Source organism: Labrys monachus, assembly GCF_030814655.1.
Classification (GTDB): Bacteria; Pseudomonadota; Alphaproteobacteria; order Rhizobiales; family Labraceae; genus Labrys; species Labrys monacha.
This window is the reverse complement of record NZ_JAUSVK010000001.1, coordinates 1,701,071-1,716,223: the sequence shown is the minus strand read 5'-3', so window position 1 is coordinate 1,716,223 and position 15,153 is coordinate 1,701,071. Positions and strand designations below refer to the sequence as shown.

General features: G+C 66.5%; 17 protein-coding genes and 1 pseudogene. 8 read left to right on the top strand and 10 right to left on the bottom strand.

What is annotated here, in order from left to right:
• Positions 1-26 precede the first annotated feature (26 nt).
• The gene (locus J3R73_RS07770) at positions 27-479 is read left to right on the top strand and encodes an MbcA/ParS/Xre antitoxin family protein (RefSeq protein WP_307424635.1); all 453 of its coding nucleotides are present in this window, start codon (positions 27-29) and stop codon (positions 477-479) included.
• On the top strand, positions 476-1,003 hold the full coding sequence (locus J3R73_RS07765; RefSeq protein WP_307424632.1) for an RES family NAD+ phosphorylase: 528 nt from the start codon (positions 476-478) through the stop codon (positions 1,001-1,003). Before J3R73_RS07770 ends, J3R73_RS07765 begins: the two co-directional genes overlap by 4 nt.
• Positions 1,004-1,025: 22 nt before the next feature.
• Here the strand turns inward: J3R73_RS07765 and J3R73_RS07760 are convergent, their stop codons facing one another.
• Together J3R73_RS07760 and J3R73_RS07755 are read right to left on the bottom strand one after the other, a co-directional pair.
• Entirely contained in the window at positions 1,026-1,451 is a 426-nt protein-coding gene (locus J3R73_RS07760; protein WP_307424630.1) for a hypothetical protein, read from the bottom strand.
• Between the two features lie 105 nt (positions 1,452-1,556).
• Entirely contained in the window at positions 1,557-1,949 is a 393-nt protein-coding gene (locus tag J3R73_RS07755) for a hypothetical protein (protein ID WP_307424627.1), read from the bottom strand.
• A 264-nt stretch (positions 1,950-2,213) separates the two neighbouring features.
• On the opposite strand from J3R73_RS07755, the gene J3R73_RS07750 reads away from it, so the two are divergent.
• A complete protein-coding gene (locus J3R73_RS07750; RefSeq protein ID WP_307424623.1) occupies positions 2,214-3,371 on the top strand; it encodes a diphosphate--fructose-6-phosphate 1-phosphotransferase in 1,158 nt (385 codons plus the stop codon).
• Positions 3,372-3,526: 155 nt separating this feature from the next.
• Positions 3,527-4,384 (top strand): alpha/beta hydrolase, encoded by an 858-nt coding sequence (locus J3R73_RS07745; RefSeq protein WP_307424622.1) that lies wholly within the window; start codon positions 3,527-3,529, stop codon positions 4,382-4,384.
• 33 nt (positions 4,385-4,417) lie between these two features.
• Here J3R73_RS07745 and J3R73_RS07740 read toward each other — a convergent pair.
• Both J3R73_RS07740 and J3R73_RS07735 read right to left on the bottom strand, forming a co-directional pair.
• Positions 4,418-5,070, bottom strand: a pseudogene (locus tag J3R73_RS07740) (DUF2161 domain-containing phosphodiesterase).
• Between the two features lie 28 nt (positions 5,071-5,098).
• Entirely contained in the window at positions 5,099-6,028 is a 930-nt protein-coding gene (locus J3R73_RS07735) for a ribonuclease T2 family protein (protein WP_307424620.1), read from the bottom strand.
• Positions 6,029-6,465: 437 nt separating this feature from the next.
• Here J3R73_RS07735 and J3R73_RS07730 point away from each other — a divergent pair, with 437 nt between their 5' ends.
• Complete coding sequence (locus tag J3R73_RS07730) at positions 6,466-6,639, top strand: hypothetical protein (RefSeq protein WP_307424616.1); 174 nt, start codon at positions 6,466-6,468, stop codon at positions 6,637-6,639.
• Positions 6,640-6,672: 33 nt separating this feature from the next.
• Here the strand turns inward: J3R73_RS07730 and J3R73_RS07725 are convergent, their stop codons facing one another.
• Positions 6,673-7,098, bottom strand: coding sequence for a hypothetical protein (locus J3R73_RS07725; protein WP_307424614.1), 426 nt, complete (start codon positions 7,096-7,098; stop codon positions 6,673-6,675).
• Positions 7,099-7,346: 248 nt separating this feature from the next.
• Between J3R73_RS07725 and J3R73_RS07720 the strand changes: the two genes are divergently transcribed.
• The 3 genes from J3R73_RS07720 (at position 7,347) to J3R73_RS07710 (ending at position 10,383) form a co-directional block, all read left to right on the top strand.
• Entirely contained in the window at positions 7,347-7,475 is a 129-nt protein-coding gene (locus tag J3R73_RS07720; RefSeq protein WP_307424607.1) for a hypothetical protein, read from the top strand.
• Between the two features lie 69 nt (positions 7,476-7,544).
• On the top strand, positions 7,545-8,756 hold the full coding sequence (locus J3R73_RS07715; protein WP_503128788.1) for an MFS transporter: 1,212 nt from the start codon (positions 7,545-7,547) through the stop codon (positions 8,754-8,756).
• Positions 8,757-8,976: 220 nt separating this feature from the next.
• Positions 8,977-10,383 (top strand): MATE family efflux transporter, encoded by a 1,407-nt coding sequence (locus tag J3R73_RS07710; RefSeq protein ID WP_307424602.1) that lies wholly within the window; start codon positions 8,977-8,979, stop codon positions 10,381-10,383.
• Positions 10,384-10,574: 191 nt separating this feature from the next.
• Here the strand turns inward: J3R73_RS07710 and J3R73_RS07705 are convergent, their stop codons facing one another.
• The 5 genes from J3R73_RS07705 to J3R73_RS07685 all read right to left on the bottom strand — a co-directional run bounded on the left by J3R73_RS07705 (position 10,575) and on the right by J3R73_RS07685 (position 15,150).
• The gene (locus J3R73_RS07705; protein WP_307424601.1) at positions 10,575-11,600 is read right to left on the bottom strand and encodes a Gfo/Idh/MocA family protein; all 1,026 of its coding nucleotides are present in this window, start codon (positions 11,598-11,600) and stop codon (positions 10,575-10,577) included.
• A gap of 88 nt (positions 11,601-11,688) precedes the next feature.
• Positions 11,689-12,216 (bottom strand): VOC family protein, encoded by a 528-nt coding sequence (locus tag J3R73_RS07700; RefSeq protein ID WP_307424597.1) that lies wholly within the window; start codon positions 12,214-12,216, stop codon positions 11,689-11,691.
• Between the two features lie 41 nt (positions 12,217-12,257).
• Positions 12,258-12,566 carry a putative quinol monooxygenase gene (locus J3R73_RS07695; RefSeq protein ID WP_307424595.1) on the bottom strand — a complete coding sequence of 103 codons (309 nt, stop codon included), beginning with the start codon at positions 12,564-12,566 and terminating at the stop codon, positions 12,258-12,260.
• A gap of 32 nt (positions 12,567-12,598) precedes the next feature.
• Entirely contained in the window at positions 12,599-13,615 is a 1,017-nt protein-coding gene (locus J3R73_RS07690) for an ABC transporter permease (protein ID WP_307424592.1), read from the bottom strand.
• On the bottom strand, positions 13,612-15,150 hold the full coding sequence (locus tag J3R73_RS07685) for a sugar ABC transporter ATP-binding protein (protein ID WP_307424590.1): 1,539 nt from the start codon (positions 15,148-15,150) through the stop codon (positions 13,612-13,614). The genes J3R73_RS07690 and J3R73_RS07685 overlap by 4 nt, the downstream gene beginning before the upstream one ends.
• Between the last annotated feature and the right edge of the window lie 3 nt (positions 15,151-15,153).

The window sequence follows — 15,153 nt, the reverse complement described above, 5'->3', positions numbered from 1 at the left end:
CAATGCTGAAAGCGAGCACGGGGCCAATGTCGGGATCACCCGCGAGGACATCGAGAAAAGCCACGCCGCCCGACGCCGGGCGGGACGGCCTGCCGCTGCCCGCCGAGGGCATCCGGCCGGGCACGCGCTTCGTCACCAGCTTCTTCGACGACAATGGCCTCGTCCAGGTCGACCGCGTCATCGACCGTTTCGGCATGTCCAAGAGCCAGCTCGCCGAGACGATCGGCCTGCGGCCCGAAACGCTGCAGCGCGTCAGCCGCGCCGTGGCGGCGCGGACGCAGAGCCGCGTCACCGAAATGCTGGAGATCGTCGCGCGCATCGCCGCCTGGGCCGGCAGCGAGCGGCAGGCGATGGCCTGGTACCGCGCCGAGCCCCTGCCCGCCTTCGGCGGCCGGACGGCGGAATCGCTGGTCAAGGAAGGCCGGGCCGGCGCGGTGCGGGACTATCTCGATCATATCGCGCTGGGCGGCTTTGCGTGAGGTTCCAGGGCCTGTGCTATCGGGGCCATGATCCGAAATGGGCGTTCTCGCCGACCTCGGGCGCCGGCGCGGCGATCCATGGCGGCCGATTCAACGCCCCAGGCGTGCCGGCGCTCTATCTCGCCTTGACGCTGGAAGGCCTCTTCCTGGAAGTCGCGCATGGATTCGGCCACCGCTTCGAGCCGCTGACCGTCTGCACCTACGACGTCGACGCCGAGGACGTCGTCGACCTGCGCACGGACGACACCCGGCGCGCGGCGGAGGTGACGCTCGCCGATCTCGCCTGCGCCTGGGCGCTCGATCGCGCTTCGCGGCGCAAGCCCGCCTCCTGGACCGCAACGGAGCGCCTCACCGAGGCCGGCGCCGCCGGAATCCTGGTTCCGTCCTTCGCCTCGGGCGCGCGGCCGGGCATGGACAATCTCGTGCTCTGGCGCTGGGGCGACGGCCTGCCCCACCGCGTGAGCGTGCACGATCCCTCCGGCCGGCTGCCGCACGACCAGTCGTCCTGGCCGGGCGAGCCCTGACGGCCCGCCGCTGCGGCGGGCGCTATTTCACGGTGATCGCAAAATCCTTGGTCGCGTATTTCATGATGGTGCCGTTGCTGTAGAGCGTCCATTTCCACGAGATGGAGACGCTGTCGGGGCCGACATAGTTCACGGCGGGCTGGTAGATCAGCCATGGCACCTCGAAGCGGGTGCCGCTGCAGATCCCCGCTTCCTTGCCGAGGGTGAAAGGCTTCTTCACGAAGGTGACGGTGCCGTGCCGGGGCTTCTCGGTGACCCTCAGCTCGGCCACCGGATAGGAGCCGCAATCGCTCTTTCCGTAGGTCATGACCGGAAAAAGCCCCGCCGCCGCATTGCGTGGGACGGTGGTTTCGAGCGGTCCCGCGAGCGCGGCGGCCCCCGAAAACGCAAGACCCGCTGCGGCGAGCATGGCGGCGGCCAACGTGCCGCGGCGCAACTGCATATCCATATATCTTCTCGGCAAGTGACGTATCGACCCCGGAAATTGATGCATATCCCCTCTGCCGATAGCTCTCCGCAGCGTGATTCGGCTACGCCCGAGCGTATAGGGCATCTACTTTATCGTAATGGCGAAATCCTTCGTCATATAAGTCACGTGCGTGTCATTGGTATAGGATGTCTTGTTCCAGGAAATCGAGACCGTGTCCGAGCCGACGTAATCCTTGGCGGGCTTGTAGACCAGCCACGGCACTTCGATCCGCGTGCCCTTGCACAGCCCCGTCGCCTCGTCGAGCGTGAAGGGCGCCTTGACGAAGCCAGCGATCCCATGGCGGGGCTGCACCGTGATCTTGAGGTCCCGGATCGGATAGGAGGCGCAATCATCCTCGCCATAGGCCAGGATGGGCCAGAGACCCGCCGGCGTATTGCGCTTGACATCGCTCTCCACCGGCCCTGCCGAAGCGGCTCCCGACAATACCGCCATGCCCACGGCCGCGAACGCAGCCACGAGCACTCCAAGACGAGTCCGCACCATCCAAATCCCCCAAGACATAAAGCTATCCAGCGGCCTGGCGCCGCACCGCGATCAATGAACCCTCGTCCGAAACGCAACCTGGACGGAAGCTGCAAAGTATGATGCTACCGGGCGCCTGTCCAGCGCCGCATTGCCGAAAAGGCGTTGTAAGAACGGGCGTTCTCCGCTTCAATCGCCGCACGTCCGGTGCCGTCCGTCGTGACGGCGGACCAGAACAAGCGGGCGCGAGGGAGAGCCATGCCGTCCATCGTCATCGCACAGGGGGGCGGTCCCACCGCCGTCATCAACCAGACCCTCTGCGGTGCGATCACCGCGGCCCGGCGGCACGATCCCTCGCTGCGCATCCTCGGCGCGCGCTACGGTGTCAGGGGGCTCACCGCCGGCGACGTCGTCGACCTCAGCGACATCGGCGACGCCGACCTGCTGCGCCTCGGCCATACCCCGAATTCGGCCCTCGGCTCGACCCGCGACAAGCCCGACCCGAAGGCCTGCGAGGCGATCCTCGCCGCCCTGGAGCGGCTCGAGGCGCGCGCCTTCGTCTATATCGGCGGCAACGACACGGCGGGAACGCTGGAACTGCTGCGCCGGCACTCGAGCGGGCCCTGCGCCTTCGTGCACGCGCCCAAGACCATCGACAACGATCTCGTCGAGAACGACCACGTCCCCGGCTTCATCTCGGCCGCCACCTTCGTCGCCAACGCCTTCGTCAGCATGGATCTCGACTTCCGCGCCATGCCCGGCATCTATGTCGCCATCGTCATGGGGCGCCATGCCGGCTTCCTCACCGCCGCGGCCTCGGCCTGGCAGCGCACGCCCGACGACGCGCCGCATCTCGTCTACACGCCGGAAAAGCCGTTCTCGGTCCGGCAATTCCTCGACGACGTCGCCGCCGTGCAGGATCGCCTCGGGCGCTGCATCGTCTCGATGTCCGAAGGGGTGCAGGACGAGGACGGCCGCCCGCTCGCCGAAGCGCTCGCCGCCGGCGCCCTGGAACGGGACGCCCACGGCAATGTGCAGCTGACCGGCGGCGACCTCGGCATCGAGATCCAGAAGGCGCTGAAGTCGCGCTTCCCCAAGGCGCGCGCCCGCGTCGACACCCTCGGCTATCTGCCCCGCGGCTATCTCGGCGTGATCGACGCGACCGACCGCAAGGAAGCCTTCGCGGCGGGCGAATTCGCGGCGCAGAGCGCCTTCCTGGGCAGCGGCTCGGTGGTGCTGCATCATGACGGCCTCCACACCGAGCCCCGCATCGTGCCGCTGAGCCATGTCGCCGGCAAGACGCGGCATATGCCCGAGGCTTTCTTCGCCGGCAGCAATGCGGTGTCCGACGAGGGCCGGCGCTATTTCGGGCGCCTGCTTCCCCGCCGCCCCGACATCTTCACGCCCTTCGTGTAGCGCTCCGGGCATCCGGATCATAAGGCCGCCGAGGCGGTACCGAACCCCTTTCAGCCCGGCCTCGCCGGAGAGGCGACGTCCCGGGAATTGCTCAGCCGGGCGTCGCCCGCCGCCAAGCTCCGCATGCCCGTCACCCCCGCCAGATGGATGAACCCATGGCCGAAACCGCCGACCCCTTCATGATCCGCGCCCATGTTCCGCATTTCGAAAGATGCGTCGCCGACTACCGCGCCGCGAGCGAAGCCACGCGCGGCCGGCTGGCGGGGCGTCTCGGCCTCGCCTATGGCGGACAGGCCGACGAGCGCCTCGACCTGTTCTTTCCCCCCGGCCACGGGCCGCAGGGCCGCCCGGCGCCGATCCATATCTTCGTGCATGGCGGCTATTGGCGGGCCAATACGCGGCACGACTATGCCTTCGTCGCCGACGCCGTCACCGCGCGCGGCGCCATCGCGGCGATCGTCGACTATTCCCTGATGCCGGGCGCGCGCATGGCGACGCTGGTGGCGCAGGTGCGAAGCGCCGCCGCCTGGATCGCGGCCCATGCCGCCGAGTTCGGCGGCGATCCCGCCGCGATCAGCGCCAGCGGCCATTCGGCCGGCGGGCATCTTGCCAGCTACCTCGTCGGCCGGGGCCCGTTCGAAACCGATGTCCCGGCACCGGCCGTCCGCTCCGTCCTGCTGGTCAGCGGCCTCTATGACCTCGCGCCGATCGCCCGCAGCTTCCTGCAGGCCGAGATCGGCCTCACCGAGGAGGAAATCGCCGCCTGGTCGCCCTGCGACGGCACGGTGTGCGAGGGAAGCGACATCCGCATCCTCGTCGGTGCAGCCGAGACGCCGCCTTTCTTCGACCAGGCCCAGCGCTTTTCGGCCCATCTCGCCGAGGCGGGCCATCAGGCGCCGGTGCATCGGCTGGAAGGCGAGGACCACATGACGATCGTGCGCTCGCTCGGCAGGCCCGGCACCGCCTGCGAGGCGCATCTCGGCGCCACCATCGCCGCCTCGCTCGGAAAATAGGAGAACATCCGCACGGAACCGCCGGCCCGTCGGTCAGGATTGCGGCCAGCGTTCCAGCGCATCGCGCCCTTTCGGCGTGAGGTCGTAGACGCCGCGTTCGACGCGGACGAACCATTCATACACGTTGCCCTGCAGGATCTTGGCCGCCTCCGGGACGATCATCGCCAGGTCGCGCCGGCGGCGGGGGCGCTCGGCCAGCGCGGCGGCGCAGGCCAGCGCCTGCTGGCGGTAGGCGGTCATCACCGGCACCCGCGTGCTGCCGCCGGCGGCGGGATCGCCCCTGCGCCGGCGATGCTCCTCGACGAGCCGGGAGCGTCGCCGCGCGTCCCGCCGCGGCATCGGCGCAGCCGGGCTGACCAGGATCTGCACCTCGTCGCGGTCGGTGATGCCGAGCAGGCCGAAGCCGAGCCGCCGGCAGAGATTGCGGTAGCGCGCATCGCTTTCCCGCCCTTTGCCGCGCGCGGAGATGCGCGCGCGGCAAGCCAGATCTCGTCGCAGGCGCCCGCCCGGTCGACCCCCTGCAGGATGAGCTCCAGATTGAAGCTCTGCTTCAACTCGCCGATCACCACGATCGGCGGATCGCCGCCGCCGAGCGCCAGCACGTCGCAGCCGACCACCTCGCCCTTGACCGCGAAGCCGAGGTCCTCGAGGAAGCGCTTCACCGGCAGATAGAGCGACGTCTCCAGCGTCACGCCTCGCCTCCGGCCGCTGCGCTCACTGCAGGCCGACCCGGTCGACGAGGCCGGCGCTGCATCCGGCATCCGTCGGGGACGCGCCGGCGATCAGCGTCGAGAGCGAAGGATTGTCGCCGACATCGCCGCGCAGGCCGATCGTCAGCTCGACGATGAGGCGGCGATCGCCGTCGCGCTTGCAAGCCACCCGCACGCGCTCGCCGGCTCCGGCCCCGAATCCCGCGTCGAAGGCGGCGCGAATGGCGCTCGCCTGGATCTGCCTGCCGATATTGTCGGCGAACAGCTTGCGCACCGGCGACGCGTTGAGCTGGGCGATCAGGGCGACCTCGCGGCTGAAATAGGCTTCGGCGGATTTCTCGAAGAAGCAGCTGCCATGCTCGACCCATTCGTGCCGGTCGAGGAAGGAGGCGGTGCCCGGCATCGCCTGTTCCAAGGCCCGGCGCGTGGCGGGCTGCAATACCGGCTCCGGCAGGCGATCCCAATGCTTCGACCGGTCGGCCTCGATGTCGGCCTGCGGCACCCCGCAATAGGCGAGGCGGCGCGGCTGCGGCCACAGGCCGTGCAGGGTGAAGTGGGTCGCGTCGAAGCGATCCGCCGTCTGCGTCCGGCATTCGGTCTTGTCGGGAAGCCCTTCGCAGAAGGCCGGCTGCCAGCTCACCGCGAACACATAGGCCCGGCCGCCCTCGCCCGCCGCGCTGCCCGGCTCCGCCGGCGCGGCCGGCTCCGGCGCCTTGCCGGATGCGTTTGCGGTTTCGCCGCAGTCGACCGGCACCCAGCGCTCCGGAGGGGACGCCCCTTCGACCTCGACCCGGTAATAGCTCGCATCCGGCTTGTTCTTCGCCAGGAGCTTGTAGCTGCGCTCCGGCTGCAGCTTGACGTCACCAGGGTTGGTCTGCTTGCGTATCGACTGCAGCGCAGGACAGGCCTGATGCGCCTTGAACAAGCCTTGCATGGGCTCGTCGGCCCGGGACGGTCCGGCCAGGATCGGCAAGGCGAGAGCCAGTGCTGAAAGCAGAAATGCCGACAGATGTCTTTGCATGGTTTCCCCCGCCTCATGGTTGGTGCCACCGGTCGATGGCTTCCCTTCATGCCCCGGTCCGATACCGGCATCCAGAATAAAATGGCGGCCGGGTCCGTCGCGGCCTCGGCCCGTTACGGTTCGGGATCGTCATTGCCGGGCTCGTCCCGGCAGCCGTGGGACATGCCCGGGGCGTGACGGATTGCGCTCCTCCGCTTATCCGAGCACACAGGGGCGGGTTGTTGTGCCCACTTGCAACCATGCGATGCGAGCATGCCCGACATACGCGAATAAGCGTGCGATTTCACACGGTTTTCGCCTGATTTGGCGTATAGGACTGCGCAACAACGCATCTCCTTCGGATTTCAGCCGTGACCACCTCCTCGCTCCTCACCGTCCTCGCCTCCCGCGTCGCGGCCTTCCGCCGCCAGCGCCGCCGCGCCGCGACCGTCCGCCCGCAGCTCGGCTATCGCGAGTTGATGGATATCGGCATCTATCGCGGCCACATCGACCGCGTGGCGAGCGCCGAAAACGAAGCGATCTGAGCGCCTCGCCTCACAGCGTCACGTCGCGGCGCGTCAGTTCGCGCCGTTGATGGCGAAGATGCGATAATCCGGCCTGCCCGGGTCCGGCGAAGTGTCGTGCACCCATATATTGTGGTCGCCGCTGCCGATCATCATGCCCTGCCAGTTCGAGAACAGGTCCTGCGGCCTCTGCGCCATCACGTCCGCGCGCAGCTTCGGCCCGAGAAGGCCGGGGCTGGAGGTCAGGAAGGCATATTTGCTCTTGATGAGCGCCTTGTGCCGGCCGCGGACCGTCAGCGGATAGTCGATATGGCCGGCGAGCCAGGCGCCGTCGCTCCTGCCGAGCGCCTGCTGGAGGTCCGCCAGGAAGCGCTCCCTCGCGCCGGCCTGCGAAGCGGACGCCGGGAGCCCCGGCATGCCCGCCAGCAGCGCGGCAACGGCCAGGATTGCAAGACGCTTCAAGATCGCAAGACGCTTCATGATGATCCCTTCAGTCCCGGCCGGACCGGCGGGTCGCGGGCGATCGCCGGCGGAAAGTTCGATTCGCACCAGCCGATCCTGCCCCAGCGCCCCGCTTGCCGGCAACCGGAAGTCTTCCCCGGGCGGCAGATGCCTTTTGTTCCGCGCTTCATCGCGTATTCGTGATGTATCGCATAACGAAGTTTCATAAATGACGGCGCGTCTCGATATTTCCCTGGCGGAGGCGATCGGATAGAACACACACCCGTGTGGCTCTCGCATTCCATGACTCCACTCCCCACAGTGACGTCATCGCCCCGACCCAGCCCCGCGACATCGGCATGCTCGGGCTCGTCTGCGACAGCGGCGCCGGATCGACACGCCACAACAAGGGATAGCACCGGAATTGCGCCTTGGGCGTCGATCCGCCGGTCTACTGACTGACTATGGACGCCAAAGCACCGACATTGTCCTCGGCCTCGGCCTTCCAGCCGGATCGCACGGCCTATTCCATCCTCATCGCGATCAGCGTTTCGCATTGCCTCAACGACACCATCCAATCGTTGATCCCGGCGATCTATCCGATGTTGCGGGACAATTTCGCGCTCAGCTACAGCCAGATCGGCCTGATCACCCTGGCGTTCCAGCTCACCGCCTCGCTGCTGCAGCCGGTGGTCGGCCTATATACGGACCATCGACCCCAACCCTATTCGCTCACCATCGGCATGGGCTTCAGCCTCGTCGGCCTGATCATGCTGGCCTTCGCGCCGAGCTATTACCTGGTGCTCCTCGCGGCCATGCTGGTCGGCACCGGCTCGTCGGTGTTCCATCCGGAATCCTCGCGCGTCGCCCGCATGGCGTCGGGCGGCAAGACCGGTCTGGCCCAGTCGGTGTTCCAGGTCGGCGGCAATCTCGGCTCCTCGATCGGGCCGCTGCTCGCCGCCTTCATCGTGCTGCCCTTCGGCCAGCATTCCATCGCGGCTTTCTCGGCGGTCGCGCTGCTCGCCATGTTCATCCTGTGGAACGTCGGCAACTGGTACGCGGCCTATCGGCGCAACATCGCGTCGGGCCACAAGTCCCGGCTGGCGACCACGGTCAACACCCTGTCGCAGACGCGCGTCATCGTGTCCCTGGTGATCCTGCTCGCGCTCATCTTCTCCAAGTTCTTCTACATGGCGTCGATGTCGAGCTACTATACGTTCTACCTGATCTCGAAGTTCGGCCTGTCGCAGCAGGAGGCCCAGGTCCACCTGTTCGTCTTCCTGTTCGCGGTGGCGGCCGGCACGCTGATCGGCGGTCCGATCGGTGACCGTATCGGGCGCAAATATGTGATCTGGGTCTCGATCCTCGGCGTGCTGCCCTTCACCCTGGCCCTGCCCTACGCCAACCTGACCTGGACGACTGTGCTCGCCGTGATCATCGGCTTCATCCTGTCCTCGGCCTTCTCGGCGATCATCGTGTTCGCGCAGGAACTGGTGCCGGGCAAGACCGGCATGGTGGCCGGGCTGTTCTTCGGCTTCGCCTTCGGCATGGGTGGCCTGGGCGCCGCCGCGCTCGGCGTGCTGGCGGACTGGACCAGCATCGAATTCGTCTACAAGGTGTGCTCCTTCCTGCCGATGATCGGCCTGCTGACCCTGTTCCTGCCCAATATCGAGCGGCCGGCACCGGCCAGGGCCTGACGGCGCGAGGGTAGCGGCCGCCGCTCCGCCGGACGGCCGCCATTCACATATCCGAGCGGGGGCCGCGTCCGACGGTGCGGCCCCCGCTCCAATTCCAAGCCGAGCGTCACGGGTATTCTCGCCCGTGACGCTCGGCAAGATTCTTGAAAGAACGCAGCAGTTTTCGGGTCCATCCGTCGGATGGACCCGAAAATTCTGCTTGGGACGGGACGAAACGACCATGGCAAACACGACCTCGGCGACGGGGCACCGGAATGCCTGGCTTCACGGCGGCTCATGGCGCAGCGAAGCCTGGGCGACCTGCGTCCTCGCCCTGCCGCTGATCCTCACCAACCTCGTCGAGCTGGCCCTGACCACGACCAACCTCATCCTGGTCGGCGAGCTCGGCGCCTCCACGCTCGCCGCCGTCACGCTCGCCAACAATCTCTTCTTCTTCTTCGCGATGATCGGCCTCGGTGTCGTGACGGCGGTCGCGCCCATGGTCGCGCGGCAGCTCGGCGCCCGCGCCGACGCCACCGACGACGTGCGCCGGACGGTGCAGCAGGGGCTGTGGGCGGCCGCGCTGGTGTCGCTGCCGGGTCTTGCCTGCCTCGCCGAGGCCGAAACCATCTTCCGGCTGCTCGGCCAGACCCCTGCCATCGCCGCGGAGGCGGGCCGCTACATGGCCGGGCTGTGCTGGGCGCTGCCGCCTTTCGTCGGCTACATCGCCCTGCGTTCGGCCGCCACGGCGATGGGCCGGCCGCGTTCGGCGCTGTGGGCCGCGCTGGCAGCGATCCTCGTTAACGCGGTTATGGCCTGGGCGCTGCTTTTCGGGCGGCTCGGCCTGCCGGCGCTCGGCCCGCAGGGCGCGGGTATCGGCACCGCCATCGCGACCTGGAGCCTTTTCCTCCTGCTCGCCGCTTCCCTCGCCTTCGCCCGGCCCTTCCGGCGTTTCCGGCTGTTCCACCGCTTCGGTCGGCCTGATGTCGAGCGGCTCATGCAGGTGTTCAGGCTCGGCGTGCCGATCGCGGTCACGCTGATCTTCGAAGTCGCGGTCTTCAACGCCGCCGGCATCCTGATGGGCCTCGTCGGCGAGGTCGACCTCGCGGCCCATGGCATCGCCATGCAGATCGCGTCGATCAGCTTCATGGTGCCGCTCGGCCTCGGCCAGGCCGCCATGGTACGGGTCGGCCGCGCCTATGGCGCGCGCGACGCCCGGGCCATCACCCGCGCCGGCTGGACGGCCTATGCCCTCGGCGTCGGCTCCATGGCGGTGACGGCGCTGCTGATGCTGCTGGCGCCCCGTCTGCTGATCGGCAATTTCATCGACCTGAACGATCCCGCCAACGCCGAGGTCGTGGCGCGCGCCGCGCTGTTCCTCGTCTTCGCCGGCCTGTTCCAGATCGCCGACGGCGCCCAGGTCGTGGCAGCCGGCATGCTGCGCGGCCTGCATGACACGCGGGCCCCGATGCTGCTGGCGGCGATCGGCTACTGGCTCGCCGGCCTCCCGCTCGGTGCCCTGCTCGCCTTCCATTACGGTTTCGGCGGCTCGGGCATCTGGATGGGCCTCGTCGCCGGCCTGCTGGTCGTCGCCGTGCTGCTGACCGGGCGCTGGATGCGGCGCGACCGCCTCGCCCCAGCGGCATAGCTCGCCGGGGCGGCAATCATCCGGCGTCGCACCTAGCCGCACACCTCCAGGGCCAATCTTGGGAAATTTCGTTAAAATCAGTATTCTTCACACCTGCTCTCACGGCGAAACGACCGCCTCGACAGGCCGTGCGCCATTCTGTCGGCGACGCCGAACCGATGCGCGACGTCGATTTCCGATTTGGCGGCGCGTTATACAGCGACTGTGACACGCTTCGAAGCCGCTTCGGCGATCGCGATGACGGCCCGTGCATTTGCGCGGGCATCCTCCATCGCGTAGAGGGGGCGCTCGTCGGCCAGCACGGCCCTGCTGAATTCCCGGAACTCCGCCGCGAACATGCTGGCGGCGGGAAAATTCTCAATTGTTGGTTCGACGCCGTCCAGGAAAATTTCGTCGCCGAAACGGTGCGAGAGGAGACGGGTGAAGGGTTCACCGCGCATTCCGGTGCCCTGCATGCTGATCCATCCGTCGGTGCCGACGATCTCCACCTGACTCAACGGGTTGATGTGGTCGAAGGAGACCGAGAAGATCGATGTTCGGCCGCCGCCGAAGTCCAGCACACCCGATGTCGTCGTATCCACCTTTTCGTCCGGGCGGACCCATTGCGTCGCCAAGGCGGCGACCGGCTCAGCGCCGAAGATGAGACGGCTCATATTGACGGCATAGCAACCCATGTCCCACAGCGCACCGCCGCCCGCGCCAGGGTCGAACCGAATATTGTAACTGTCGTAGAACTGCTTGAAGCCCAGCGTTATCCGAGCGAGGCGAGCCTCGCCTATCTGGCCAGAGCGAATCAGCTCCATCGCTCGCACCCAACGCGGGGCGAAGCGATACATGAAGGCTTCCATCACTTGACGGTCCGCGCGCGTCGCCGCCGCCTCGATCTCCTCGACCTGCGCCAGCGAGAGCGCCAGGGGCTTTTCGCACAGCACATGTTTGCCGGCTCGAAGGGCAGCGACCACCCATTCGCAGTGCAGGTGATTGGGAAGGGGGATGTAGACAGCCTCGATGTCGCGGTCCTCCAACAACAGTTGGTACGAGGCATAGGCCCTGTCAGCCCCCCAACGGAGGCGGTCCGCTTCGGCGACGTGCGGCCGGCGGCTCGATACGGCCAGCAGACGGGCGTTGCCCGCCGTCAACAGCCCGGGAATGGCAAGGTTGTTGATCCAGGCGGAGCCCAGAACGCCCCAGTTTACGCACGCTGTCATTTCGCTCATGAGCCCAGCTCTATTTGCGGCAGGCGGCTTGAATGCCGGCCCTATCGTTGGAGACTTCCCCGCATCCTGGGGATGCGGGGCTTTTCCGTCACGCCGGCTCCGGCGGATAGATGGTAACCATCTCCGGCGGCAAATCCTGATAGGGGCAGTTGCCGAGTTCGTAGACGAAGTCCAGACTTGGTTCGGTGTCCAGGTAGAAATGGAAATCGGCCACGAATTGCCCGGTCTGGGTCACCGCAATCCCCCGCGCCTCGTAGTCCGCGACAATCTCCCCCATTCGGTCGTCGGGGAGCTTTTCCTTGATGTGATGCAGGCCTTCGCCCCGCCGCCGGATGTAATCCTCGTAGATCATCGGTCCCCGCACGGGCTGGATCAGCTCGATCTCCATGGCTCCGACATGGGTGATCGCGATGCGGAACTCGAACGGCTCCTCAACCAGGCGGCCTCCGACCCTGAGGTTCTTGACGGTCTTGTCAGTGAAGCGAAAGACGCGCCAGGGCCCGATGCGAAGAACGTCAATCCAGGCCTGCATCGACTTTTCGAGGTCTCGGGTCACCCAGGCGATCTGCTGGATCTGCCGGCTCTTGTTCAGGGCTCGAAGTTCATCGTTGGTCATGTGTGCTTCCCTCCTTGGTCAATGATCTCCTCGGATCGGCTTCACCGATCATACGGGCTGATCATCTCGAAGAAGCGCAGCTCGACCGGCTGGGCGAGATACTCGCCTTGCTTGGCAAACCAGTCCTTCTGATAGTCCAAAGCGATATGGCGGTCGAAATCCGCGCGCTCAGCCCAGTTCTCATAGAAATAGAACATGTTCGGATCATCCATGCTGACATGGAAATGATAGTCGACGCAGCCCTGCTCGGAACGGGACTTGCCGACGAAACTGGAAAGCAATGCCACCAGGGCCTCTCGCTTTTCCGGCTTGGCATGGAGGGTTGCGGTCAGGTTGAATTGCGGTTGCATCGGAGTTTTTCCTTTCGGTTATTGTGACGTGGTTAGTGGCGTTTCTTGAAGGATGCGAACAAATTGGACGCCGGCGTGCCGGGTGAACGCAACGTGCTGATCAACACTGCGAGCAAGACCACCAGACCATTGGCGACGTATTGGGCGTAGGAGTTGACGCCGAACAAGACCATGGCGTTGTTCAGGACCGCGATGAAAAGGCCGCCAAGCATGGTGCCGAGCATCGAGCCTTTGCCGCCGAACAGGCTGGCGCCGCCCACGATCACGGCCGTGATCACCGCGAATTCCAGGCCGGTACCCATATCGGCATTGCCGGCCGCCAGGCGCGAGGTCTGCAGCAGGCCGGAGACGCCGGCCAGGAAGCCGGTCAATCCAAAAAGCACGGTGCGCACGGAGGCAACGGGAATACCCGAAAGATACGCCGCATCTGCGTTACCGCCGATCGTGTAGACAGACCGGCCGAATGACGTGCGGTTGGCGATCACGGAGAAGACGACGAAGACGATGATCAGAATTAGGGCCGGCACTGGCAGGCCAAGGAGCGAGCCTGTTCCCCACCAATTGAAGCTGTCGTCGAGGATCGGGATCGGAATGGCGTCGGTCAGAAGCCATGCAGCACCCTTGAGGGCCGAAAACAGGGCCAGCGTGACAATAAAGGAGGGTACGCCGAAAAAGGCCCGGATCGCTCCGGCGGCGAGGCCGACCAGACTCGACGAGGCGAGTACCGCAACGGCCGCGAGGGGGAGCGGCCAGCCGAAGTTGACGGCGACCACCCCGAAGAGCGCGGAGCTGAACGCGACCGCCGATCCGACGCTGATGTCGATCTCGCCCGCGATGATGACCAGCGTCATTCCGAGCGCGACGACGCCGGTGAAGGCCATCTGGCGTAGAATGTCGAGCAGATTTGCGATAGAGGCGAAATGGGGCGCAAAGAGCGTGGCGACCGCCATGAGGATCGCGAGCGCAATCAAGAGCCCACCATGGTCGAGCGCCACGTCCCGCACCACCGACCGCCACCACGTTGGCATGGCCATATCCTGCTCGCTCATGGAGCCTCTCCCGCCATGGCCAACTGCATGATTTCCTCCAGGCTGGTGTCTGCAACCGCGCGCTCGGCGGCGATGCGCCCCTGCGTCATGACCAACAGGCGGTCGCACATGACGAACAATTCTTCCATTTCCGACGAAGCCACGATGACCGCGATGCCATCGGCTGCAAGCTCCCGCAGCAGCCCGTAGATCTGGATCTTCGCTTCGATGTCGACGCCGCGGGTCGGCTCGTCCAGCAGCAGGATGCCGATGCCGGCGTTGAGCCACTTGCCAAGGACGATCTTCTGCTGGTTGCCTCCGGAAAGCGTGTGCACGGCCCTTCCCGGATCATCCACCTTGATCGACAAGCGCCGGATAGAAGCCGCGGCGATGGCATTCTCCCGGCTCCGCGACAGGAAGCCCCCTCGCCGGATCCTGGCCGGGCAGGACATGGCGAGGTTGTTGGCCACCGACATGCCGAGGGCCAGCCCCTCACGCTTGCGATCTTCCGGTGCGAAGCCAAGCCCGCAGGCAATAGATCGCCGGGGCGAGGCGCCCCGCATGGCGGCACCGATAATTTCGACGCTGCCCGCGAATGGCTGAGACAGGCCGTAGATCATCCGAAGGAGCCGAGTGCGGCCGGAACCAAGCAAGCCGGCAAGGCCCAAGATCTCGCCCTTGCGCAGTTCGAACGTGATGCCGGCCAGCTTTTCATCCGAGAGGTTCGAGACACGGAGCGCAACTTCGCCAAGCGACGCCGTCCGAGGCGTTGGTGCGAAGGCAGTCGAGGCACCGCCGGTCATCAGGCGGACGACTTCAGCCGTCGGCATCTCGCCGATCGGGCGGGTTGCGATATGCCGACCGTCCCGCAGCACGGTGACGCTGTGGGCGATTTTAGGGATCTCATCCATACGGTGTGAGACATAGATGATGGCAATGCCACGGCTCGACAGATGCCGCACAAGCGCCAGCAAACGCTCGACCTCGCTCGCCGGAAGCGAGCTGGTGGGTTCGTCGAGAATGAGCAGCCGCGGCCGGAAGGAGAGTGCCTTGGCAATTTCCACGATCTGCTGGTGGGCGATGGAAATCCGCCCTGCCTTGGTGCGAGGATCGAGATCAACGCCCAGTTCTGCGAGTTGCCTGGCCGCCTTGGCCTCCAGCACGGCGGGTCTGACGAACCCGCGCTGGCCGGAGGCTTCGCTCCAGCGTCCAAGATAGATATTCTCGGCAACGGAGAGTTCGGGGACGATCGCCAGTTCCTGGTTGACGATGGCGATGCCTCGCTCTCGCGCCGAATGCGGCGATTCGAGCCGAGCCACCTCGCCGCCAACGAGGACATCACCGCGGTCGGGCGTCGTAATCCCGGCCAGTATCTTGACGAGCGTCGACTTCCCGGCGCCGTTCTTGCCCAGCAATGCGCGAACCTCGCCGGCCGCGATCTCGAAGTTGACGCCGTCGAGCGCCTGAACGCCGGGATAGGCCTTGAAGCATTCGCGCACCGCCAGCACGGGTCCCGGACGACGCCCGCCTTGGCCGACTTCCTTGATTGCGATCATCCG